This window comes from Vibrio sp. PBL-C16 (genome assembly GCF_034321865.1).
Taxonomy (GTDB): Bacteria; Pseudomonadota; Gammaproteobacteria; order Enterobacterales; family Vibrionaceae; genus Vibrio; species Vibrio alginolyticus.
In genome coordinates this window covers 2,890,611-2,913,323 of sequence record NZ_JAXLNY010000002.1, presented here as the reverse complement: position 1 = coordinate 2,913,323, position 22,713 = coordinate 2,890,611, and the positions used below count along the sequence as shown (strand labels likewise).

At 45.0% G+C, this 22,713-nt stretch carries 25 protein-coding genes; 18 read left to right on the top strand and 7 right to left on the bottom strand.

Annotation, left to right across the window (positions count from 1 at the left end; all coding sequences use genetic code 11):
• The first annotated feature begins 383 nt into the window (after positions 1-383).
• The 6 genes from UQW94_RS21645 (at position 384) to UQW94_RS21620 (ending at position 6,655) form a co-directional block, all read left to right on the top strand.
• Positions 384-1,409, top strand: coding sequence for an ABC transporter permease subunit (locus UQW94_RS21645; RefSeq protein WP_005379368.1), 1,026 nt, complete (start codon positions 384-386; stop codon positions 1,407-1,409).
• A gap of 1 nt (position 1,410) precedes the next feature.
• Positions 1,411-2,454, top strand: coding sequence for an ABC transporter permease (locus UQW94_RS21640; RefSeq protein ID WP_005379369.1), 1,044 nt, complete (start codon positions 1,411-1,413; stop codon positions 2,452-2,454).
• 38 nt (positions 2,455-2,492) lie between these two features.
• Positions 2,493-4,319: an extracellular solute-binding protein gene (locus tag UQW94_RS21635; protein ID WP_167415607.1), complete on the top strand. Its 1,827-nt coding sequence runs from the start codon at positions 2,493-2,495 to the stop codon at positions 4,317-4,319.
• A 9-nt stretch (positions 4,320-4,328) separates the two neighbouring features.
• Positions 4,329-5,186: an ABC transporter ATP-binding protein gene (locus tag UQW94_RS21630; RefSeq protein WP_005379371.1), complete on the top strand. Its 858-nt coding sequence runs from the start codon at positions 4,329-4,331 to the stop codon at positions 5,184-5,186.
• Positions 5,187-5,221: 35 nt separating this feature from the next.
• Positions 5,222-6,061 carry an ABC transporter ATP-binding protein gene (locus UQW94_RS21625; RefSeq protein WP_005379372.1) on the top strand — a complete coding sequence of 280 codons (840 nt, stop codon included), beginning with the start codon at positions 5,222-5,224 and terminating at the stop codon, positions 6,059-6,061.
• A 168-nt stretch (positions 6,062-6,229) separates the two neighbouring features.
• Positions 6,230-6,655: a phosphate-starvation-inducible protein PsiE gene (locus tag UQW94_RS21620; RefSeq protein ID WP_025768316.1), complete on the top strand. Its 426-nt coding sequence runs from the start codon at positions 6,230-6,232 to the stop codon at positions 6,653-6,655.
• Positions 6,656-6,710: 55 nt separating this feature from the next.
• Here UQW94_RS21620 and UQW94_RS21615 read toward each other — a convergent pair whose 3' ends face one another.
• On the bottom strand, positions 6,711-7,577 hold the full coding sequence (locus UQW94_RS21615) for a YicC/YloC family endoribonuclease (protein ID WP_151514496.1): 867 nt from the start codon (positions 7,575-7,577) through the stop codon (positions 6,711-6,713).
• Positions 7,578-7,761: 184 nt separating this feature from the next.
• Between UQW94_RS21615 and rph the strand changes: the two genes are divergently transcribed.
• Positions 7,762-8,478 (top strand): ribonuclease PH, encoded by a 717-nt coding sequence (gene rph, locus UQW94_RS21610; protein ID WP_031780917.1) that lies wholly within the window; start codon positions 7,762-7,764, stop codon positions 8,476-8,478.
• A 104-nt stretch (positions 8,479-8,582) separates the two neighbouring features.
• A complete protein-coding gene (pyrE, locus tag UQW94_RS21605) occupies positions 8,583-9,224 on the top strand; it encodes an orotate phosphoribosyltransferase (protein WP_167415623.1) in 642 nt (213 codons plus the stop codon).
• A gap of 84 nt (positions 9,225-9,308) precedes the next feature.
• On the opposite strand, the gene UQW94_RS21600 is transcribed toward pyrE, so the two are convergent.
• The 3 genes from UQW94_RS21600 to coaBC form a co-directional block, all read right to left on the bottom strand.
• Positions 9,309-10,259 carry a Kdo(2)-lipid IV(A) acyltransferase gene (locus tag UQW94_RS21600; RefSeq protein ID WP_005384779.1) on the bottom strand — a complete coding sequence of 317 codons (951 nt, stop codon included), beginning with the start codon at positions 10,257-10,259 and terminating at the stop codon, positions 9,309-9,311.
• Between the two features lie 6 nt (positions 10,260-10,265).
• Positions 10,266-10,856 (bottom strand): nucleoid occlusion factor SlmA, encoded by a 591-nt coding sequence (gene slmA, locus UQW94_RS21595; RefSeq protein ID WP_005379386.1) that lies wholly within the window; start codon positions 10,854-10,856, stop codon positions 10,266-10,268.
• Positions 10,857-11,027: 171 nt separating this feature from the next.
• A complete protein-coding gene (gene coaBC, locus UQW94_RS21590) occupies positions 11,028-12,227 on the bottom strand; it encodes a bifunctional phosphopantothenoylcysteine decarboxylase/phosphopantothenate--cysteine ligase CoaBC (protein ID WP_154204912.1) in 1,200 nt (399 codons plus the stop codon).
• Positions 12,228-12,420: 193 nt separating this feature from the next.
• Between coaBC and UQW94_RS21585 the strand changes: the two genes are divergently transcribed.
• The 8 genes from UQW94_RS21585 to UQW94_RS21550 all read left to right on the top strand — a co-directional run bounded on the left by UQW94_RS21585 (position 12,421) and on the right by UQW94_RS21550 (position 18,760).
• On the top strand, positions 12,421-14,094 hold the full coding sequence (locus UQW94_RS21585) for a methyl-accepting chemotaxis protein (protein WP_137281650.1): 1,674 nt from the start codon (positions 12,421-12,423) through the stop codon (positions 14,092-14,094).
• A 114-nt stretch (positions 14,095-14,208) separates the two neighbouring features.
• Positions 14,209-14,883, top strand: coding sequence for a RadC family protein (gene radC, locus UQW94_RS21580; RefSeq protein WP_025768320.1), 675 nt, complete (start codon positions 14,209-14,211; stop codon positions 14,881-14,883).
• A gap of 302 nt (positions 14,884-15,185) precedes the next feature.
• Positions 15,186-15,422, top strand: a complete 237-nt coding sequence (gene rpmB, locus UQW94_RS21575) for a 50S ribosomal protein L28 (protein ID WP_005384783.1) — start codon at positions 15,186-15,188, stop codon at positions 15,420-15,422.
• 13 nt (positions 15,423-15,435) lie between these two features.
• Complete coding sequence (rpmG, locus tag UQW94_RS21570; RefSeq protein WP_004410866.1) at positions 15,436-15,606, top strand: 50S ribosomal protein L33; 171 nt, start codon at positions 15,436-15,438, stop codon at positions 15,604-15,606.
• Positions 15,607-15,880: 274 nt separating this feature from the next.
• A complete protein-coding gene (locus UQW94_RS21565) occupies positions 15,881-16,357 on the top strand; it encodes a hypothetical protein (protein WP_025998646.1) in 477 nt (158 codons plus the stop codon).
• Between the two features lie 102 nt (positions 16,358-16,459).
• Complete coding sequence (mutM, locus tag UQW94_RS21560; RefSeq protein ID WP_053349744.1) at positions 16,460-17,269, top strand: bifunctional DNA-formamidopyrimidine glycosylase/DNA-(apurinic or apyrimidinic site) lyase; 810 nt, start codon at positions 16,460-16,462, stop codon at positions 17,267-17,269.
• Between the two features lie 86 nt (positions 17,270-17,355).
• Positions 17,356-17,838: a pantetheine-phosphate adenylyltransferase gene (coaD, locus tag UQW94_RS21555; protein WP_167415624.1), complete on the top strand. Its 483-nt coding sequence runs from the start codon at positions 17,356-17,358 to the stop codon at positions 17,836-17,838.
• Complete coding sequence (locus UQW94_RS21550) at positions 17,825-18,760, top strand: glycosyl transferase family 90 (protein WP_053303391.1); 936 nt, start codon at positions 17,825-17,827, stop codon at positions 18,758-18,760. Before coaD ends, UQW94_RS21550 begins: the two co-directional genes overlap by 14 nt.
• A 31-nt stretch (positions 18,761-18,791) precedes the next feature.
• Here the strand turns inward: UQW94_RS21550 and UQW94_RS21545 are convergent, their stop codons facing one another.
• Genes UQW94_RS21545 through UQW94_RS21535 form a run of 3 tightly spaced genes read right to left on the bottom strand, consistent with a single transcriptional unit; the run spans position 18,792 to position 21,435 of the window.
• Positions 18,792-19,580 (bottom strand): glycosyltransferase family 2 protein, encoded by a 789-nt coding sequence (locus tag UQW94_RS21545; protein WP_005379421.1) that lies wholly within the window; start codon positions 19,578-19,580, stop codon positions 18,792-18,794.
• On the bottom strand, positions 19,577-20,344 hold the full coding sequence (locus tag UQW94_RS21540) for a glycosyltransferase family 2 protein (RefSeq protein WP_047103887.1): 768 nt from the start codon (positions 20,342-20,344) through the stop codon (positions 19,577-19,579). The genes UQW94_RS21545 and UQW94_RS21540 overlap by 4 nt, the downstream gene beginning before the upstream one ends.
• A gap of 35 nt (positions 20,345-20,379) precedes the next feature.
• A complete protein-coding gene (locus UQW94_RS21535) occupies positions 20,380-21,435 on the bottom strand; it encodes a glycosyltransferase family 9 protein (protein WP_005384789.1) in 1,056 nt (351 codons plus the stop codon).
• Between the two features lie 107 nt (positions 21,436-21,542).
• On the opposite strand from UQW94_RS21535, the gene UQW94_RS21530 reads away from it, so the two are divergent.
• Positions 21,543-21,950: a diacylglycerol kinase gene (locus UQW94_RS21530; protein WP_005395798.1), complete on the top strand. Its 408-nt coding sequence runs from the start codon at positions 21,543-21,545 to the stop codon at positions 21,948-21,950.
• An 11-nt stretch (positions 21,951-21,961) separates the two neighbouring features.
• Positions 21,962-22,672, top strand: coding sequence for a 3-deoxy-D-manno-octulosonic acid kinase (locus UQW94_RS21525; protein WP_167415625.1), 711 nt, complete (start codon positions 21,962-21,964; stop codon positions 22,670-22,672).
• Positions 22,673-22,713 lie beyond the last annotated feature (41 nt).

Genomic DNA, 22,713 nt, shown 5'->3' with positions numbered 1-22,713 from the left:
TAGGTCAAATATAACCTTGGATTATGTGTCTATTTATGTGTGTAGGGTGCATTTTTATGTAGGGTTTTGGCTCTAAACAGCCTAGATTGATATTCTGTATGAATTATTTTTGTGGTTTTTTATAATTTTTTACAAAAACATTTTTGTTTTTCGACATCGAAGGAAGTTTGTCATGTTTTGGTTTCAAACACTTGAAGCTGATGTGGATTCAAGATAAATATGACGCTGAAATTATTGCAGTAGTAGAAAAGTCTAGCTCTTGAGGCGCAGGGAGTGTGCTTCAACAGTTTTAGTTACTACGAGATAAATATGCACCATTTTGGGCGGAAAATATCCTCTTTCACTCCGTTTGAACTGGACAGTAGACAAGGAGCAAGTTGTATATGCTGTCGTACTTTTTACGCCGTTTGGCGTTGGTTATCCCAACGTTTCTCGGGATAACTATTCTCATCTTTGCTATCACTCGTTTCGTGCCTGGCGGACCTGTTGAACGCATGTTGTCACAAATGCAGTCCCAGGGGGACGGCGCCGCATCAATGACGTCTGCGGGTGGTAACACGGCCCTTTCTGACGATCAAATCGCGGAGCTGAATGCGTTTTATGGCCTGGATAAACCTGTAACGGAAGCGTACGTCGAGTGGTTAAGTCGTTTGGTAATGCTAGATCTTGGCGAGTCGACGCGTTACTACGAGCCTGTCTCGGACATGATCGCAGAGCGTTTGCCAGTGTCGTTGTTTTATGGCGGCATGACCTTCTTTATTAGTTATTTTATCTCGATTCCTCTTGGTTACTATAAGGCGCTCAAGCACGGTTCTGTGTTTGATTCCGCTTCTTCAGTACTCATTTTCGTAGGCTACGCGCTACCAGGTTATGTGGTGGGTGTATTGCTGATCACGTTATTTAGTTATCACTTGGAATGGTTTCCGATGGGAGGCTTTGTCGGCGATGACTTCGACGATTACGAAACCTTCTTTGAACGCACTAAAGACATTATGTGGCATGCGGTGTTGCCTTTGATCTGTTACCTCATCGGTGATTTTGCCACGCTGACGATGACAATGAAAAATAACCTGATGGAAAACCTTTCCTCAGATTACATCCGCACCGCAATTGCGAAAGGATTACCTTTCAAAAAAGCAGTTCGTAAGCACGCGTTGCGTAACAGCTTAATTCCAATCGCAAGTCACTTTGGTAACTCTTTGTTGTTCTTCATGACCGGTGCCTTCCTGATTGAAGTTATCTTCAATATTGATGGCATTGGCTTATTGGGTTACGAATCAATCATGGAGCGTGATTACCCTGTTGTTATGGGTATTGTCGCCATTAATGCGCTGTTGCTGCTCATTGGTAACATTATTTCAGATATTTGTGTTGCTTTAGTCGACCCACGTGTGAAGTTTGGAGCGTAACATGATTAAAGTTAGTCCATTAACTCAAAAGAAAATTCGTCACTTTAAAGAGATCAAACGAGGCTATTGGTCGTTTGTTGCTCTTTCTATCATGTTGATCCTTTCTCTATTCGCCGAACTTTTGATTAACAGTAAAGCGCTAGTCGTCAAGTACGATGGTAGCTACTATTTTCCTGTTGTCAGTGACGTACGTTTAGGTAGCGAATTCGGCCAAGAGTCATCCAGCGAAGCGGATTATCGCGTACTGCAAAAAGCGTTTGAGGCCGAAGGGGGCGACAACTTTGTTATTTTGCCGCTTGTGCCATGGAACCCATATGAACAAGATTTTAGTGGTGATTTCCCGCCAACAGCACCTAGCGCCGAAAATAAGCATTATTTAGGTACAGATGTGATAGGTCGCGATATTTTGGCGCGACTTGTCTACGGATTCAGAACGGCGATGGGATTTGCGTTGCTTACGATGGCCATTTCCTACGCGATCGGTACTGCAGTCGGTTGTGCTATGGGTTTTTGGGGCGGTAAATTTGACTTGTTTGTACAGCGACTTATCGAAATCTGGTCAATGGTCCCGTTTTTGTACGTCATTATGATTCTTGTCTCAATCGTTCAACCGACGTTTGCTCTCTTTGTCGCTATTAACGTGCTTTTCACTTGGATGGGGATGACATGGTACATGCGGACCATGACCTATAAAGAAGCGGCACGAGAATACGTAATGGCGGCACGTGCTTTAGGGGCATCGACTGGACGTATCTTGTTTAATCACATCTTGCCAAATACGATGGTGATGATTGTAACCCTAGCACCTTTCACTATTGCAGCTAACATCACAGCATTGACTGCTCTCGATTACCTAGGCTTAGGCTTGATGCCACCAACACCAAGTTGGGGGGAATTACTGCAACAAGGTAAGTCAAACTTAGATTCGCCATGGATTGTTGCGTCAGTAGTGACTTCTATTGTTCTGGTTCTGGTAATGGTGACCTTTATTGGTGAAGCCATTCGAGCGGCTTTCGACCCGAAAAAATTCACACGCTATGTTTGAGCGAGCATTGTGAGCAAAACATAAAAAAGGGAAGTTTTATGGAGAAATTATTTTTAGCGTCCACGCTGAGCGCCCTGAGTTTTGGTGCAATGTCAGCAACGCTTCCGACTGACTTAAACTGGCAAACAAACTGGGATGAGCCTCAATATGGTTCGCCAGAAGCGAAACGTGGAGGGACTTATCGCACCTTTATGTCAAGTTTCCCGCAGACGTTACGTAGTGTTGGCCCAGATGCTAATGCAGGGCTACGTTCTTTTATCTTAGATGAAACACCAGGCTTGGTGGTCCGCCATCCAGATACTTTAGAGTTCATACCTGAGCTTGCTAACGAGTGGGCGTTAGCAGGTGACAACAAAACGGTCTATTTTAAACTCAACCCTGAAGCCAAATGGTCGGACGGCAAACCTGTGACTGCCGACGATTTCGTGTTCATGCTGAAGTTTTATCGTTCCAAAGACATCTTGGAACCTTGGTACAACGATTACTACAACAAAACGATTGCGGATGTTATCAAGTACGACACTCACACGTTTGCTGTTAAGGCGGCGAAAGAGTTCAATCCGGAAGAATTGCTGTTACGAATGGGGGCTCTGCGCCCACGTCCCGCACATTTTTATGCTAACCCTTCAAAAGATGAAAATGGTGACGGTATACATGACAACTTTGTCCGCTACTACAATTTTAAAAGTGAACCAACGACCAGTGCATACTACCTAGATGACATTAAAAAAGGTAAAAGTGTTACCTTCAAGCATGTCGGTGAAGACTGGTGGGGTTACAGCAATAAGTATTATCAACATCGCTATAATGTCGACAAAATCCGCATCACAGTGATTCGCGACAGTGATATCGCGATGAAGCACTTTGAGAAAGGGAAGCTGGACGCATTTGGTCTTGTTTTACCAAGCTTATGGCATGATAAATCGAATACGGAACCTTACCAAAAGGGATACATTCAAAAGTTCTGGGGTTACAACCAATTCCCAGTTGGGGCTGGTGGTGTATGGATGAACACCGCGATGCCTTTGCTGGATGATTTAAACATTCGCAAGGGCATTACTTACGCGATTGACTTTGATGGCATGATAGAGAATGTCATGCGTGGCGACTACTCCCGTAAACCAAACCCGACCGGTTATGGTCATGGTAAATACACCCTACCAGATGCTAAGGCACCGAAGTTTGATCCCGCAAAAGCGGCCGAGGCATTCGAAGCCGCAGGCTTTAACAAAATTGGTTCTGATGGTATTCGTGTCAATGATAAAGGTGAGCGCTTAAGCTTCGAGCTGACCTACGGAACACCTGTTCATACTCCTCGTATTGCCTTTTTGCGTGAGCAAGCCAAGCTAGCAGGGCTGGATATTGAGCTCAAGTTAGTTGATGGCTCATCCATGTTCAAATACGTACGTGAGAAAAAGCACGATTTGGCTTTCTTAGATATGGGTACGTCTGAGATCCCAACGTATTGGGAGTATTTCCATTCAGTCAATGCGAACAAGCCGCAAACTAACTCTTTCACAAACTACAGCACGCCTGAACTGGATGAAAAGATCATCGAGTATCGTTTTGGCATGGATATGGATAAAAAGATCCAGCTAGGTCATGAGATTCAGCGTGACATCATTGATGCTCACGTTATCGTCCCAGGCTACATGGTTCCTTATGTCCGCTATGGTCACTGGCGCTGGTTAAAGTTTCCAGATAAGCCAATGAATCGCATGACAGAGGCGCTGTTCAGTGGTTCAATCATAGGCGATGGCACTTACTGGATTGATAGTGATATCAAAAAAGAAACGAAACAAGCGATGAAATCAGGCAAAGCTTTTGAACCTGTTGTTGTCGTAGATGACACTTATAAGCTGTAAGGATTGGTTATGGAAAACGATGTAATCCTAAGTGTTAAAGATCTCGAAGTTGAATTTACCACCGATGATGGGCCAGTGAAGGTTCTGCATGGTGTGAACTTTGATGTGAGAGCTGGGCGTACACTCGGTCTGGTGGGAGAGTCAGGTAGTGGTAAGAGCGTAACCTCAATGTCGATCATGGGGCTATTACCTAAGCCATATGGCAACATCATTAAAGGTGAAGTGAATTATCGCGGCACCAACCTAGTTGATTTGCCTGCGGAAGAGATGTACGCCATGCGTGGCGATCGCATTTCGATCATCTTCCAAGACCCAATGACGGCGCTTAACCCAGTGCATACCATTGGTCGTCAAATATGTGAAGTGCTTGAGCTCCATCGACCTGAGCTCGACAAAAAGGAGCGGGAGGCGTACTCGATTGAGATGCTGGCAAAAGTAAAAATTCCAATGCCAGAGAAGCGATTGAATGAGTATCCCCATAACCTATCTGGTGGTATGCGCCAGCGTGTCATGATCGCGATGGCATTGGCCTGTAAGCCGGATATTCTGATTTGTGATGAACCGACTACAGCGTTGGATGTTACGGTTCAGGCGTCTATCCTTGAACTGATGAACGAGCTTCAGGAAGAAACAGGCATGGCAATGATCTTCATCACTCACGATCTCGGGGTTGTGGCAGAAGTGTGTGATGATGTTGCCGTGATGTATGGTGGGCGTATTGTCGAAAAAGCAGAAATTTTTGAGTTGTTTGATAACCCGCAGCACCCATACACAGAGCGTTTGATGGGGTTGATGCCGAGCTTAGATAATGAGCCAAAGCAGATGATCGATATCAAGCCTATTGATGCCAGTATGTTTGCCAGTTAACTGAGCAAAGTGAACCAGTCATAAAAGAGGATGTTATGGCAAAAGAAGTATTAAGAATTGAAAATCTTAAGCAGCACTTTGTTTCTGGTAAAGGGCTGTTCAAGAAAGGCTACACCATCAAAGCGGTAGACGGGGTTTCACTGTCTGTTTCTGAAGGTGAAACACTGGGGCTAGTTGGTGAGTCAGGTTGTGGTAAAAGCACCCTTGGTCGCACGATCTTAAAGTTATACGAGCCAACGGAAGGTAAGATTTTCTTTGAAGGTAAAGACATCACTAAATTGTCTGTTAAAGAGATGCGCTCGCTGCGTAAAGACATGCAAATCGTCTTTCAAGACCCAATGGAGTCACTCAATCAGCGTCATACCATCGGTATGATTCTGGAAGAACCGTTTGTTATTCATAAAATTGGCACGCCAACAGAGCGTAAACAATGGGTAAAAGAGCTTTTAATCAAAGTGGGATTACCAGAAACGGCAGTAAACCGTTATCCACATGAATTTTCAGGCGGACAACGGCAGCGTATCGGTATTGCTCGCGCGATTGCATTGAAGCCTAAACTACTGATTTGTGATGAATCGGTATCTGCGTTAGATGTGTCGGTACAGGCGCAAATCTTGAACCTATTGCTACAACTGCAACAAGAAATGAATTTGGCGATCATATTTATCTCTCACGATCTCTCGGTGGTGAAACATGTCTCTGACAAAGTTGCCGTGATGTATTTTGGTAAAGTGGTAGAAGCAGGCAGCGCTAAAGAAATTTATGCAAACCCGCAAAACGAATACACCAAAAAACTCCTATCTGCGATTCCGATCACTCACCCTAAATATCGGAAGAAAAAGCGCGTAGCTGAAAAAAAGCAGCAAGTGGCGTAAGTGATGCCACAGGTCCTATAACACAAAAGCGCTCCGCCAAATAAGCGGAGCATTTTTATAAGCAAATGCCAGGACTTGGAGTCGATTCGCACTGATGTTTATTCTGATTGATTGAAGATCGTTGCATGCTAAACTCAAGGCCTATTTTCTTTGTTTGGATAATGGACCATGCCGTCGAATTTACCGAAATCCTTTAGTCGACCTTTCCTGAAAATCTTCCATATTTTGGAGGCGGTGTTATTAGTCTCTATTACCTTGGCGACGTTGTACGCCATGATGCAAGAGTTTGTGCACGTATTTGTAGAGAAGCGTGTCTTACTCACAGATATTCTTTTGATGTTTATCTATCTGGAAGTGCTCGCCATGGTGCAGCAGTTCGTGATGAACGGTAAAATTCCGGTACGCTATCCTATCTATATCGCGATGATGGCAATCGCCCGCTATATCACTCTCGGAATGAAAGAGCTGGATGCAGTTTTGGTTGTGTGGTTATCTCTGGCTGCGTTTATTTTGGCTGCGGCTACTTTGCTGATCAGAATTGGACATCATTATTGGCCCTACGTTGATAACAGTACCTTGGAAAAAGACGAATAAAAGAAAGCCCCGTATTAGCGGGGCTTTTTTGTTTCAATACTCGATGACTTTTAGATCATTCAATGTTTTGGATCTGCTCACGCATCTGTTCAATTAGAACTTTCAGTTCAACGCCCGATGCGGTGATGTCGGTGCTGATGGATTTCGACGCTAGCGTGTTCGATTCACGGTTGAACTCTTGCATCATGAAGTCCAGACGACGACCGACTGCGCCACCTTTTTTCAGAATGTTTGTGGTTTCTTTTACGTGAGAATCAAGACGGTCTAGCTCTTCTGCTACGTCTGATTTCTGTGCCAGAAGGATTAGCTCTTGCTCAACGCGAGATGGTTCTAACTCTACTTTCGCATCTTCAAATTTAGAGAACAGACGCTCACGTTGCCACTCTAGTATTTCTGGCATGCGTGCGCGCACTTTCACAACTTCTGATGTGATCGCTTCTAGGCGTTGCTCAATTAGCGCCTTCATGTTCTCGCCTTCACGAGCGCGCGCTTCAATAAATTCATCCATTGCGCCATCAAACGCTTCTAGTAGCACTTTATTTACCGCATCCATGTCTTGCTCTGGCGTTTCCATTACCCCCGGCCATTGCATGACTTGAAATGGATTGATTCGGCTCAGTTCACCAGTCATGTGCATGACTTGTTCAGCGGCTTTAATTACCTGGCTAGCAAGCGCTTCATTGATGCTAAGCTCACCTTTTGCGGCAGGGTTTGCTTCAAAGCGTAGATTACATTCTACTTTGCCTCGCGCTAAGCGCTTACGAAAACGCTCACGTAAAACGGGCTCTAACCCGCGAAATTGCTCTGGCATGCGGAAGTATGTTTCTAAATAACGCTGGTTCACGCTGCGGATTTCCCATACCGCAGAACCCCAATCGCCTTTTACTTCTTTGCGTGCATACGCTGTCATACTGTAAATCATCGAATTTTCCTGTCTTCATTTTTTGAAAATTACTTCAAGAGTGTATCACGCTGCGTCGATAGGTGCGCGGGATGTATGGATTGTTTATGTTGTGCCAGATGCGTAACCTATGAATCCGGAATCGATTCCGTTATAATCTTCGCCCAACCAAATCGTCTTCTCCTCATATTTAAGGTAGATGCCCATGCGTCCAAACGATCGCAAGGCGGATCAAGTTCGCCCTATCAAAATTACTCGTAACTACACAGCTTACGCTGAAGGGTCAGTGCTAGTTGAGTTCGGTAACACCAAAGTGTTGTGTAATGCGACCGTCGAAGAATCTGTGCCACGTTGGCTAAAAGGTCAAGGTAAAGGCTGGGTTACAGCTGAATACGGCATGCTACCTCGAGCAACACATTCGCGTACTCGTCGTGAAGCGGCAAGTGGCAAACAAGGCGGCCGTACGATGGAAATTCAGCGTCTTATCGCGCGAAGCCTACGTGCTGTTGTCGATCTAAAAGCCATGGGTGAGTTCATGATCACCGTTGACTGTGACGTTATCCAAGCAGACGGTGGTACGCGTACTGCATCCATCAGCGGCGCAAGTGTTGCAATGGCCGATGCGTTCCAACACCTAGTAGATAGCGGCAAGCTAAAAGCAAACCCAATGAAAGGCCACGTAGCGGCAGTTTCTGTCGGCTTACTAGGCGACGAAGTATTGTGTGATCTTGAATACGTTGAAGATTCAGCGGCAGACACAGACATGAACGTAGTAATGACCGAAGAAGGCAAGATGATTGAAATTCAGGGCACCGCAGAAGGTGAACCGTTCAGTCACGAGCAGCTGATGGCTCTGCTAGAGTCGGCGAAAGTCGGCATTACGGAAATTGTCGCAGCGCAGAAGGCGGCGTTAGCCAATTGATTTAAATAGCTCCCATTATGGGGGCTATTTTTTTATCTCGACAATAGAGAAATGAATGATTGTCGAGAAGAGACACAAGAAACCAAGGACATAGAGAGAAAATAATGAAAGCATACCAGCGTGAATTTATTGAGTTTGCACTTGAGAAAGAAGTTCTTAAGTTTGGTGAGTTTACTTTGAAATCTGGCCGTAAAAGCCCGTACTTCTTTAACGCTGGTCTTTTCAATACTGGTCGTGACCTAGCGCGTCTTGGTCGTTTTTACGCAGCAGCGCTCGCTGATTCAGGCATTGAGTTTGATGTGCTGTTTGGCCCGGCGTACAAAGGTATCCCAATCGCGACGACAACAGCAGTCGCGCTGGCGGATCATCATGACGTCGACACGCCTTACTGCTTCAACCGTAAAGAAGCGAAAGATCACGGCGAAGGCGGTAACCTTGTAGGCTCTGCGCTTGAAGGTCGCATCATGCTAGTGGATGACGTAATCACAGCAGGGACTGCGATTCGTGAATCGATGGAAATCATTCAAGCAAATGGCGCAGACCTTGCTGGTGTGTTGGTTGCGATTGACCGCCAAGAAAAAGGCAAAGGTGAACTGTCTGCGATCCAAGAAGTGGAGCGTGACTTTGGTTGTGCAATCATCTCGATCGTTAGCCTGACTGATCTTGTGACTTTCCTTGAAGAGAAAGGCACAGACAAAGAGCATCTAGAAGCAGTCAAAGCATACCGCACAGAATACGGCATTTAATTGGTTACTTTTTCTGAAAAAGTAAAAAGGGCAGATGGATATTCATCTGCCCTTTTTTGTTTTTGGATTCATCGCCTTGACCACTTACTTATAGCGAATGCCTTTCTCGACATGCTCATCTTGCATGGTTTTATAGCGTTTATGGAGCCACATCCATTGCTCTGGAGCGCGTAGAATGACTTCTTCCACATACTTGTTCATATAAGCGGCAGCGGCGACTTCGTCTTTTTGTGGATAATCGGCTTCAATGCACTTATCGGCGATGATGTCGTACTTTCCTTCGTCATTGCGAAACCCTGAGCCTGGGATGATCGCACATTTTGAGGTATACGCCAGAATGCTCGTGCCTGTTGTCGTACACGCATCGTCTACGGCAAAGAAGGGCACAAATACTGATTTTTTGCGACCGTAATCGTGATCCGGTAAATAGAACAGACGCTCACCGCTGCGTAAAACACGAATCATCTTTTTTACATCTTTACGATCAATCAGTTTATTGCCGTTATGTGTCCGTCCCCAATACTGGATAAAGTTATAAGCAGGATTATTATGCGGACGAAACGCGCCGTACCCGGCCACGCCTAACACGGCGAAAGCACGCGCAGTGATCTCTAGATTAAGAGCATGGACACAACAAAGTAGGACGCCTTTACCTTCTTTGGCTTTTTCACGCAGTGCGCCGAGATCTTTCTCGACGATCAGGTTTTTAAAGCGCCAAGTCGGCCAGAACCAAGTGATTCCGGTTTCTATCAGTGCCATACCGGTATTTTTGAAGTTCTCTTCAACAATATGTTGAATCTCTTCAGGTGTTTTGTCTGGAAAGGCCAATTCTAAGTTACGCTGAGCAACGTGGACACGCTTTTTACCGTAGCGCATGCCAAATTTACCGAGTGAACGACCTAATGAAAGCAGCAGCCGATAAGGAAGAATATTGACGAGGATGGCCAACAGACCAAAACCAAGCCATACGCCCCAGTTACGAGGGTGAAGAAGTGAAAGAGAAAACTCGGGCTGCGTGTATTTGTCTTTACTCATAGTCTTTTACTTTATTTGTGCACTCAAAAGCGCCCAGTACTCGTCAAAGTTTGCAGTCGGCTGGTATTTAAAGTCGCTACGCACAAAGCGGTTTAGGCTCCCCTCAACTTGTCCCAGAATTTGCGCGGCTAGGATGCGCTCTTCGACAGGGAAAGACTTCCCTTCACGAATCTTACGTTCACGCAGGATTTGGCGCAATTGTGTTTCTATACGCTCAAAGAGTTGATTGATGCGTTCACGTAGACGTTCATTTTCAAACATTAGAGCATGACCCGACAAAATGCGTGTCAGACCTGGGTTACGTTCAGAGAACGCCAAAATAAGGTGCATCACCATACGAATACGCTCTAGTGTATCTTTTTCGTCGTCTAGAATACGGTTGATGCGTGTCATCAAGGCTTCTTCAATGAACTCAATCAACCCTTCGAACATGCGCGCTTTACTTGGGAAATGACGATACAGCGCGGCTTCTGAAACGCCGACTTGCTTGGCCAGTTTTGCCGTAGTAATGCGTGAAGCGCCATCTGTTGATTCAAGCATTTCTGCCAATGCTTGTAAGATCTCTTCACGACGGTTGGATTTTTTACTGCCGGCCATTAGTTACTTCCTTTCAAAATACAAAGTTGAGCGGAGGGGATTATAAGACGCTATTTCGCCTCAAACTAGACCACTAAGGGTGGAATGGGAGATTTAACACCCTTAGTTGTCATTTTTGTACCAAATTTATGCCAGCTTTTGTAAAAAATTGGCAGGGTTTTCAAACGTTAGTTACATCAATTGATGCATTTTTTCGAGAATTTTAAAGCTCAATGCTTCTTTTGATTCTAAAGCGAGCGCAAGTTCACCTTCAGGCCAGTAAAGGGTAATCGCGTTGTCGTTGCTGTTAAATCCTTGCCCTGCAACCGAAACGTCGTTTGCACAGATCATATTGAGGTTTTTCTTTGTTAACTTGCCTCGAGCATAGGTCTCTACATCATTGGTTTCAGCCGCAAAACCGACGGTAAACGGACGCTTCTCCGTCATTGCTGCCACAGATGCAACAATATCAGGATTTTTAACCATATTAATGACCATTTCGTCGTTGTCTTCTGTCTTTTTCAACTTTTGAGACGCGATCGTTTGTGGGCGGTAGTCGGCAACGGCAGCGCAGCTAATAAACGCATCATGCCTGTTTGCATGTGTCATAACGGCTTCGTGCATCTCTTGTGCACTGGAAACATTTATGCGCTCAACACCTACGGGCGTATTTAAACTGACAGGACCGCTCACGAGGGTGACTTTTGCTCCCATCTGCGCTGCGGCGCTCGCCAATGCATAGCCCATTTTCCCAGAGCTATGGTTAGTAATGTAACGCACTGGATCAATCGCTTCGCGAGTTGGTCCGGCGGTAATGAGTATCGACTTACCTTCTAGCAATTTTGGTTGAAAGAACTGTTCACATAGATGTACTAGCTGCATTGGTTCCAGCATTCGACCTGGTCCTACATCACCACAGGCTTGCTCTCCTGCCGCAGGGCCCCAGATGTGCATACCACGACGCGCTAACGTAGCGATGTTCTCTTGGGTTGCGATATTGCGATACATCTGTTGATTCATCGCAGGAGAAACAGCAACAGGGGAATCCGTCGCGAGCACGAGCGTAGTAAGTAAATCGTTCCCCATGCCTGCGGACATGCGTGCGATTAAGTCCGCGGTCGCTGGCGCTAATAGCACTAAATCTGCCCATTTGGCCAATTCAATATGACCCATAGAGGCTTCCGCTGCTGGGTCTAGTAAACTGTCCGAGACAGGACGGCCCGAAACGGCTTGCATGGTTAAAGGGGTAATGAACTCTTTTGCGGCTTTCGTCATTACAACTTGAACTTGCGCTCCTCTCTCTATGAGGCGACGGGTTAGCTCCGCACATTTATACGCGGCAATACCGCCACTGATGCCGAGTAGAATTTTCTTTCCTGCTAGTGTTTGCATGTGAGATCTCCAATTTGATGACCGGATTTTAACACAATTCAAAGTCTGACCGCCCGAGCATATATAACGAGAAGATAATTCACATCAAACTCCAGAGTATTAATCTGACCGAGGAAGGGAAAATTCTCGCCTACCTCACAGACAAGTTGCGCGGAGTTTGCAAGTCTGAAAAGAAAAAGAGGTAGTGGAAACCATGGTGTTGAAAAGTCGAAACAAATTGCTGCTGATAACCCTAATTCCGCTGTTGTTGATCACCACGTTGATCTCAGTGGTGTATTACATCAACAGCAGTAAAAGTTTGGAAGCGGAGCTGGCAAGAGACAGGCAAGAGCTCATCGAAACGAAAAAGAAAGAGTTACAAGCCTATATGATGATGGGCGTGACGGCGATAAAACCGTTATACGACACGGATGTAAATGGAAGTAATAAAGAGGCAGCAAAAGAAATTCTGAAAGCCATGCGCTTTGAAAGCGATGGCTACTTTTTTGCCTACGACTCTCAAGGTGTGAATACGTTGCACGCCATCAAACCTGCATTAGAGGGTAAAAACCTTTACGACTTAAAAGATGAAAATGGGGTCGCAGTTATTGCGGGCTTGATTGACGCTTCTCAAAAAGGGGATGGGTTCCTCTATTTCTCGTGGCATAAACCGACCATTGACGCACAAGCGCCTAAGTTGGGCTATGCAGAATATCTATCGAAATGGGACTGGGTTTTAGGTACTGGCGTTTATATTGATGACATCGACCAGCAAGTTGCGATGCACAGAGAGTTAAAGACTCAAGAGCTAAAAGAGCATACGTTATCTGCCGTGTTGATTTCCGTTATTGGATTGATCATTACCAGTGTTCTCACCAGTATCGTGGTGTCTAAAGGCATTCAGCCATTACAACATGTCGCGGCTTCATTAAAAGATGTTGCCGCAGGCGGCGGTGACTTAACGGCTCGTTTAAAAGTCGAAAGTCAGGATGAAGTCGGTGAAGTGGCGGCCGCGTTTAATGAGTTTATGGATAAGCTGCACCCACTGATGCAGGACATTCATCGCTCTGCGACGACAGTACAGACCGTTTCTCAAAGCCTGAACACTCAGACCAGCCAAGCGAGCGGTCAAATGCAGGATCACTGTTTAGAGACGGACAAAGTCGTGACGGCAGTGACGCAAATGAGCATGACTGCCAAAGAAGTAGCCAGCAATACCAATGCGACCGCGCAGGCAATTGACGATGCCAACAGTCAAGTCACCGCCGCTCAGCATGAGGTCGAGCAAGCAATAGAAGGCATTACCGAACTCGTGACGGAGATAGACAGCACGTCAGATGCAATTTCTGAGTTGAGTTTACAGACCGAAAAAATAACCAAAGTGCTGGATGTGATTGGCGAGATAGCCGAGCAAACGAATTTGTTGGCCCTAAATGCGGCGATTGAAGCGGCTAGAGCCGGTGAGCAAGGTCGAGGGTTTGCCGTCGTTGCGGATGAAGTGCGCTCGTTAGCCAGTCGTACGCAAAATAGTACTCATGAAATTGGCGACATGCTCAAGCAGCTACAAAATGGTGTGTCAAGAGCGGTCAGTACGATGTCGGTGAGCCAAAAACGAGGTGTCAAAACGGTTGAAGAATCAGCGCTCATTCAGCAATCTCTTTCTGGTGTTCATCATTCTATCGGAACCATTCGAGATATGGGTATTCAAACCGCGTCTGCCGCAGAAGAACAAAGTGCGGTTGCAGAAGACATCAACCAAAACTTAGTAGCTATTCAACAGATCGTGAACAACATTAATGAGACGTTGCAGCATGCCGAGTCAATCAGCACGCAGCTATCACAGTCTGGAACGGAAATTCACGGCTTGGTTGGCAACTTTAAACTCTGATGAACTGTTAAGTTGCATGGAAAGCACTGATGGTACGAAGAAAGCGAAAGTCATACTCGACTTTCGCTTTTTGTTTTGTGGAATAGGGACACTTTCCATATAAAGAGACATCAGATGATACTGAAAGCTTTGCCAAATGAGTCCATGCCCAGAGAGAAGCTACTGCAACGAGGGCCGCAAGCTTTGACCGATGCTGAGCTACTGGCCATCTTCTTGCGCACAGGCACCCGCGGAATGAACGTGATTGAGCTTGCAGACTTCCTTATTCAAGACTTTGGTTCGCTCAGACAACTATTTTCAGCATCAGAAGAAGAGTTTTGTCGTCACAAAGGATTGGGGCAAGCCAAGTATGTTCAGTTGCAAGCGGTACTAGAAATGACACAACGTTACTTGGCGGAGACGCTAAAGCGTGGTGATGCCTTAACCAGCCCCGACCAAACTAAGTTATATCTGTCTTCTATTTTAAGGGATCGGCAAAGAGAGGCTTTTTATATTCTTTTTCTCGATAACCAGCACCGAGTGATAAAAGATGAAATTTTATTTGAAGGAACGTTGGATGCAGCGTCGGTGTATCCGAGAGAAGTCGTCAAGCGTGCTCTGCATCATAACGCGGCGGCTTTGATTCTAGCGCACAATCATCCTTCAGGCGTCGCTGAGCCGAGCCAAGCTGACAGAAGGATTACAAGGCGTCTCACCGACGCATTAGCATTGGTGGATATTCGTATTTTGGACCATTTCGTCATCGGAGATGGGGAAAGTGTCTCTTTTGCTGAAAGAGGCTGGATATAACTGTGCGTTTTTTAGGTTGTTAGTTGCTAAAAATCTGCTATCATCCACGCCACTAAATTTTTAACTGAATTCAGCTTGGACTGCTAAAAAAATCTGCTGTCTAAAAAAAGATCACGAAAACCTGTAAAAAGGATCTGTTCGGGTCTTGAGCAATGCATATCAAGTTAGTATAATGCGCGACCTTTGATAGCCTTGTATGGATTTTCCATAGCGGTTCTTAACCTCTAACTTCTTTTCGAGAGATAGAGAGGTTCGGCCACCAAGGTTGATATCGAGCTGAAACGATTTTGGAGAAGACATTCATGTCACGAGTATGCCAAGTAACTGGTAAGCGTCCAGTAACGGGTAACAACCGTTCACACGCACGAAATGCTACTAAGCGTCGTTTTCTGCCGAACCTACAAACTCATCGTTTCTGGGTAGAGAGCGAAAAACGTTTTGTTAAACTACGTCTATCTGCTAAAGGTATGCGCATCATCGACAAGAAAGGTATTGATACTGTTCTTGCAGACATGCGTGCACGTGGCGAAAACGTTTAAGAGGAAATAAGCAATGGCAAAGAAAGGCGTTCGTGAGAAAATCCGTCTAGTATCTTCTGCAGGTACAGGCCACTTCTACACAACTGATAAGAACAAGCGTAACATGCCAGGCAAATTTGAGATCAAAAAGTTTGATCCAGTAGTTCGCCAGCACGTTATGTACAAAGAAGCAAAAATCAAATAATTGGTTTCAGTCTCTTTGATGAATTGAAAAACCCAACTTTCGAGTTGGGTTTTTTATTACGTGAATAAAAGTGCTGAAGAAAAGGTTCAGTACGTCATCGGGTTATAAGGCACTGCTGAAGTTATTTTACTGGTCCGACTCTATACTCGAATTTTTGATTGATCGCTCTCTGCCGCTTAGTTACAACTTCCCTACACACTTGCACACCGTTGTTCTAGTCAAGCTCAATACTCTTTGGTAATTTACTCATAACGATAAGAGAGTAGAGATGGTTATGCGTGTGAGTCCGGCTCGTCGCCGCCGATGGAACAATATTCTTATTCTGGGCATTATCGCATTTATAGTGATCTTAAATGCGCCAATGTGGATCAAGACTTACCTATTAACAGATCAAGCAGACCCTTACCCAAATGTACTTCGCTCCGACTATACGGTGGAGTCTTTGTACTATAGTGGCTGGGAGTTCGAGCTGCATGATGGACGGTGGCAATCCAACATCAAAGTTGATGCACCGATCAGTGAACTTGTATCACGCTGGCAATCATTGGAAGGGACCGAGCTTACCTCAGAACAGTACGATCATTTAAAACCTAACTTGGCGGTACCTGAAACGGTAGAAGTTTGGTATCAGGATCTCGAAGAGCCGCAGCGGGTGACTTTCTTTCGTTTACCTGATTTTTGGCTATTTAAAACCTGGCAAGACAAATGGGTCGCTATCTCCGTCGATGAAAACTACCTTATGCCAGAGTAGAGCCTTTTTGCGCCTATACCCCTAATAAGCTTCCCTATTTATCGTTTTTCTTTTCGATTATGCTAGCAGCGAGAACTATTAGCCGGTGAATTGGAGAATCTAATGCCTGAGTTGCCAGAAGTTGAAGTCAGTCGTATGGGAATTAGCCCCCACATGGTTGGACAAACGATCCAGTCGTTTACTTTTCGAACGCCTAAATTGCGCTGGGATATTCCTACAGAGCTTAAAAAATTGGAAGGGCAGGTGATCCGTGCGATTAGCCGTCGTGCGAAATACTTACTGATTGAGACAAACACAGGTACAGCCATTGTTCACTTGGGCATGTCGGGGTCTTTACGTGTCCTAGATGCTGACTTTCCGCCAGCAAAGCACGATCATGTGGATCTCAAACTAAGCAGTGGAAAAATACTGCGTTATAACGATCCGCGTCGTTTTGGGGCATGGCTGTGGTGTGCTCCTGGCGAGTCACATGCTGTGCTAGCAAACATGGGGCCTGAGCCTTTAACTGAAGAGTTCAATGCGGAATATGTAGCGGAGAAAGCTAAAAATAAGCGTGTCGCCGTCAAGCAGTTCATCATGGACAACAAAGTCGTGGTTGGTGTCGGAAATATCTACGCGAATGAGTCGTTGTTTAAATCTCGAATTCACCCTTCAAGGCCCGCAGGTAAGTTGACTTCTCAAGAGTGGGGGTTACTTGTTGAAAATATCAAAATGACACTTGAGATTGCCATTACGCAAGGTGGGACTACGCTGAAAGATTTTGCGCAAGCCGATGGAAAGCCGGGTTACTTTGCACAAGAGTTATTGGTTTACGGAAAAGCAGGAGAGCCATGCCCAGAGTGCGGCGAACGACTTCAAGAGCTAAAGATTGGCCAACGTAATACCTTCTTTTGTAGTGAGTGTCAGAAGTAAGTCGAGCTATTATCGAGCTTAAGTTGTTGTAATCTTGCGTTCGAGCCTCAATAATTCAATCAGTTTCGAATAACTTAGTAAATTATATGAAAGTCATTTATCCGGGCACTTTTGATCCAGTGACTAATGGTCACCTCAATCTAATAGAACGTACTCACGAAATGTTTGATGAGGTTGTGATTGGCGTAGCCGCAAGCCCATCGAAGAACACTATGTTTTTATTGGAAGAGCGCGTTGCACTGATGCAGGACGTTGTAGCGCATTTACCTGGTGTGACGGTAAAGGGGTTCTCCGGGTTATTAGTGGATTTCGCGAGAAATGAGAAAGCTAAGGTTCTTATTCGTGGTTTACGAACAACGGTAGACTTTGAATACGAGTTTGGACTGACCAACATGTACCGAAAGCTATTACCAGGAATCGAGAGCGTATTTTTAACTCCTGAAGAAGAGTTTGCGTTTTTATCGTCGACTATCGTGAGAGAAGTAGCGATTCATGGCGGAAGTATCGAACAATTCGTTCCCAAGCCAGTAGCCATCGCGATTGGGGAAAAACTCAATGAAAGACAGTAAGTTCCCTTATTATTTCTCAAACGCTCTCTCGATACTTATCCCTCGCTTTGTATATCGAGCACAAGCCAAGCGTTTACTTTCGAATCTGACCGAAGCAGAGCAGCAACGCTGTATTGAGCGGGTGAACTATTACAATAAGTGTGAAACGCCGTTTTCAGTTGATAGCCGAGAACAAAGTTACTCGACCATCGATACATTCAAAAAAACGAAAGGCTGGACGTATTTTTTCGATCTTCGCCAAGTTGTACGCTATTTCCCTTCCAGTTTTGCGTTTAACTACATCAACGGCGATGTTACACACATCCCCAATGTACCGAGCTTTATAAAAAGCCGCCCTATTTTTGGTAACAACCAAAATTCAGTGGTGTTGAAACTTAATCAAGTTCGTCATTTTAAATTTATTGATGATCCTGTTCGCTATCAAGATAAAAAGGACATGGTAGCGTGGCGCGGCGTGGGTTTTCAGCCGCATCGTAAAAAGGTGATTCATGCGTTTTACAACCATCCGCAATGCAATATTGGCCAGACCCGCCCGGTAGAAGGGAAACCATGGGAAAAGGGCTTTATGAGTATTGAAGAGCAACTGCAGTATAAGTTTTTGCTCTGTATAGAAGGCAATGATGTGGCCACCAACCTTAAGTGGGCTATGTCGTCTAACTCCTTGGTTATTATGTCAAAGCCAAAATATGAGACTTGGTTTATGGAAGGTAAGTTAGAGGCAGGCGTCCACTATGTTGAAGTGAAGGATGACTATTCTGATTTACCCGAAAAGATGGATTATTACCTAGCGAATGAGCAAGAAGCATTAGCGATCATTGAAAATGCGCACCAGTGGGTTGAGCAGTTCAAAGATAAACGTAAAGAGCGTTTGATCTCATTGATGGTTGCCGATAAGTACTTCGCTTTATCTCAGCAACAATAAAAAAGGGGCGAAACGCCCCTTTTTTATAATCTTAAGCTTCTAGAAATTGATCAACACCATTCTCACAGCGTTTAAGCTTGTTTTTAATGGTGTTCTCTAAAATCTCATCATTTTGTCCGAGTGACGCACGAGAGTTTTCTACGTGGTACAAGTGGTAGCCTACACCTGCGAATTTTAGGTAAAGACGTGACTTACCCGCATTCAACATGCGATGAACAAACTCGCTGTCTTCGCGTCCCCATCCAACAAAATCTTGGTTGAAGCCATTCACCTCGATGACATCTTGTCGCCAAAATGCCATGTTGCAACCGCGAGTGGCTTTATCGTTATTCCGCTCGTAAGAGAACCATTTCGATAGCAAGGCGTTGGTGATGCAGTTTTTACGATTGCGAATGCCTTTGCTGAAAATGGAAGGCACTAAGCCGTTTTCCATGATGGCCTTGCTGCAGCTTTCATCCGTTAACACACGTCCACCCTGCACAAACCAATTTGGTTTTGCGACTTGCTTATGTGATTCAATAAACGTTTGGGACAGCACCATGTCGCCATCAATCATGATGAGGTAGTCACCTGATGCTTTGGCGATCGCACGGTTGCGGCTCATTGAAAGCTGAAAGCCATTATCCTCGTGCCAACTATGAATCAGTGGAACCGGAAAACCTTCACGCATTTGGTCAACCATTGCTTTGGTGTCTTCTCGAGAGCCATCATCTGCAACAATGACTTCGTCAGGCAAAACGGTTTGACGTTTCACGCTTTCTAACACCGCTTTTAATGCTTCTTTCCAGTTGTAAGTGGTGATAATTAAAGTCGTTTTCATGATTTTCTTGCCTGTTCACGTAAGTAGAGATCGATGTATTTTACAAAAGTAGAGTGCATGCTTAGCCAAGCTAGAATGAAGCCATGTTTGCCATCAAGGAAACCTCGTTTGAGCACATACATCTTCAAAAAGCTCGCAAGAGCGTGAACGATAGCGGTCGTTAACCCCGCTTTCTTTTTACCTTCCCGTTCATCTGTCCAGGCCTTGAGGTAGCCAGTGGTTTTATTGATGTAATGATGCAGGTGCTCGTAAGTGTAGTGATGCAGTCGACCATCCAGTTTTTCAGTTTGATAGTTTTTCTCATCAACTTTTTCATGAACGAGCGAATCATTATATTGTGTATATTCGGTGCGATATAAGCGCACAATCCAGTCTGGAGACCAACCAGAATGGTAGATGAACTTACCAAACGCTGAGCTTAGTCGATTAAGTTTGTATAAAACGTTCGGCTTATTGGCTGATACCGCGTGTAAGATACTTTCTTTTAGCTCTGGAGTGACTTGTTCGTCCGCATCAAGCCACAAAACGTAGTCTGCCGTAACGTATTGCTGCGCCAGTTGGCGCTGTTTACCGAATCCTGGCCAATCTAGATTGGTGTAAAACTTATCTGTGTATTGTCGGGCGATTTCTTCGGTGCGATCGGTGCTGCCCGAGTCTAGAAGGACAATCTCATCGACCCAATCTTTTACTGTGTCTAGACAAGCTTGTAAGTGCTTCTCTTCATTTTTTACAATTAAGGCAACGGCTAAGGTTGGTTTGGACAAGGTCATTTCCTTCTTAACAAATCAAGACAGTAAGTTTACTGGTATTGAGGATACAAATCTTCTAAGACTTGATCGAACATGCTCATTACTTGAGTGCTGGTAATGCGGTTCATTGCCGTTTCATCTTTAGCGCGAGTTCGCCAGCTTAACTCGTGACTGTTTTTACCTGTTTCCGCAAAGATCGTTTCTTCATACACTGAGACAACGTATTTTAGGTAGCGGTAAGGTCCCACTCGCAGCGGATTATGGTGTGCATAGAGCCCGATGATTGGCGTTTTCATGGCATTCGCCATGTGTGCTGGTCCGGTATCGGGGGCGATGACCATTTCAACCTTATCTATTAACGCAAGCATTTGCAGAATTGAACTTTGTCCAACTAAATTTAGACACGGTTCTTCCAAGCGAGATTGAATGGCTTCTGCCAGATCCAATTCTACCTGAGCAGGGCTGCCTGCCAGAATCACGTTCCAGCCTTTTGCTCTGGCGTGATGAATCACATCCACATAACCTTCCGCGTTCCAGTTTTTATAAGCTTTGCTCGCACCAGGCACAATCAGCAGGTTAGGTTTACTACGAGAAATATGAGACTCTGCCCAAGCTTGGTCGTGGTCTGAATAAGAAAGTACCCAGTCTAGTCCTGCCTTTGGTACCCCAATTTGATGGGCAAAGGCCATTAAGCCATCTGCGACATGCAGAGATTGCGGGGAAGGCACTTTGACATTGGTAAATAGTGTTTGAAAGTCCTGGCTTCTATCAGAAGAGAAACCAAGTTTGTATTTTGCTTTAATGCCCAACGTTGCGACACTCGCTCGAATCGCGTACTGCATATGCAATAGCGCATCAAACTCTCTGCCTTTCAGCTGTCGCCAAAGTGATTTGTAGCCATCAAGTCCCGCTTTTTTATCAAAAACAATCACTTCTACACCATCGATGGCGGCTAATAACTGGGCTTCAAGTTTACCCGTTATCCAGGTAATCTGGGTCGAAGGCCAGTGTTTCTGAATAGCTTGAATGGTGGCGATAGTATTGCAAACGTCTCCGATAGCGGACAAGCGCAAGACGCATAGTGACGATGGGGCAGAAGTGAACATAATTATTGTCTGATTCGATGAATAGAGGCAGGTAAATTATGCAGACATCCCCAATAAATGTAAAATACACGGCTCGAATATAGCTAAGTACTGATAAGTGTTCTGCAATGTCAAAGACAACACCACATCAATCGCAAGAATCTGGCAAGCCGGGTAACACCGGGCTAAAGCGTATCGTTAAAGCGACGGGTTATTCGATCCAAGGATTAAAAGCGGCTTTTAAGCATGAAGCTGCCATTCGACAAGAGTTGGCTCTGTTGAGTATCGCCGTGATTTTGGCTTGGCTAGTGGATGTCGGCATGGTTGAGCGTATCTTAATGATCGGGGTCGTGGTATTAGTCTTGATTGTAGAGCTTGTAAACTCAGCGATTGAGGCAGTGGTTGATCGTATCGGTATTGAACGGCATGAACTCAGTGGTCGAGCTAAAGATATAGGCTCTGCTGCCGTTATGGTTGCTTTGGCGTTTGCTGCATTTACTTGGTTGTATATATTAGCCAGCCGGTATTTAGGCTAGAGGGTGAGCGTATGATTCAACAGTATAAAAACAACAACCAAGTGATCTGGTTTGATGACGAGATCATTACAGACCCTAGCCAACCGATATTTTATGAGGAATACTGGCAGTCCTCCGACAAGGTGGTTGGCAGTGCGACGGGGCGAGGCACGACATGGTTTATCCAACTAGAGAACATGCAAGCGGCACTACGTCATTACCGTCGTGGCGGTTTGTTTGGGAAGTTAGTTAACGATCATTATTGGTTCTCTGGCTGGGATAACACCCGTTGTGCGCAAGAGTTTCAGCTTTTGTTGGCGCTAATTGAGGCTGGGGTGCACGTTCCTCGTCCTATTGCAGCAAGAGCCGTAAAGTCAGGACTCTTCTATCAAGCTGATTTATTAAGTGAGCGAATCCCAAACGCCAGAGATCTGGTTAGTATCTTGCAAGAACAGTCTTTATCGGTAGAAATGTATCAGAAAATAGGGCAAGAAATTGCCAAGATGCATCAGGTTGGCGTTAACCATACCGATTTGAATATCCACAATATCTTGATCGACGACAAAGATAAGGTATGGATTATCGATTTTGATAAGTGTCGTTTTGAAACTTCTGGTGACTGGAAGCATCAAAATCTAAATAGACTTCTGCGTTCATTTAATAAAGAGCGTTTAAAGCGACAGATTATTTGGCAAGAATCCGATTTTGAACATTTTCAGGACGGTTATGCTTCTCAATCTTAATTGAGTTTTTTATCATTTTATATTAATTGCTCTAAGTAAGC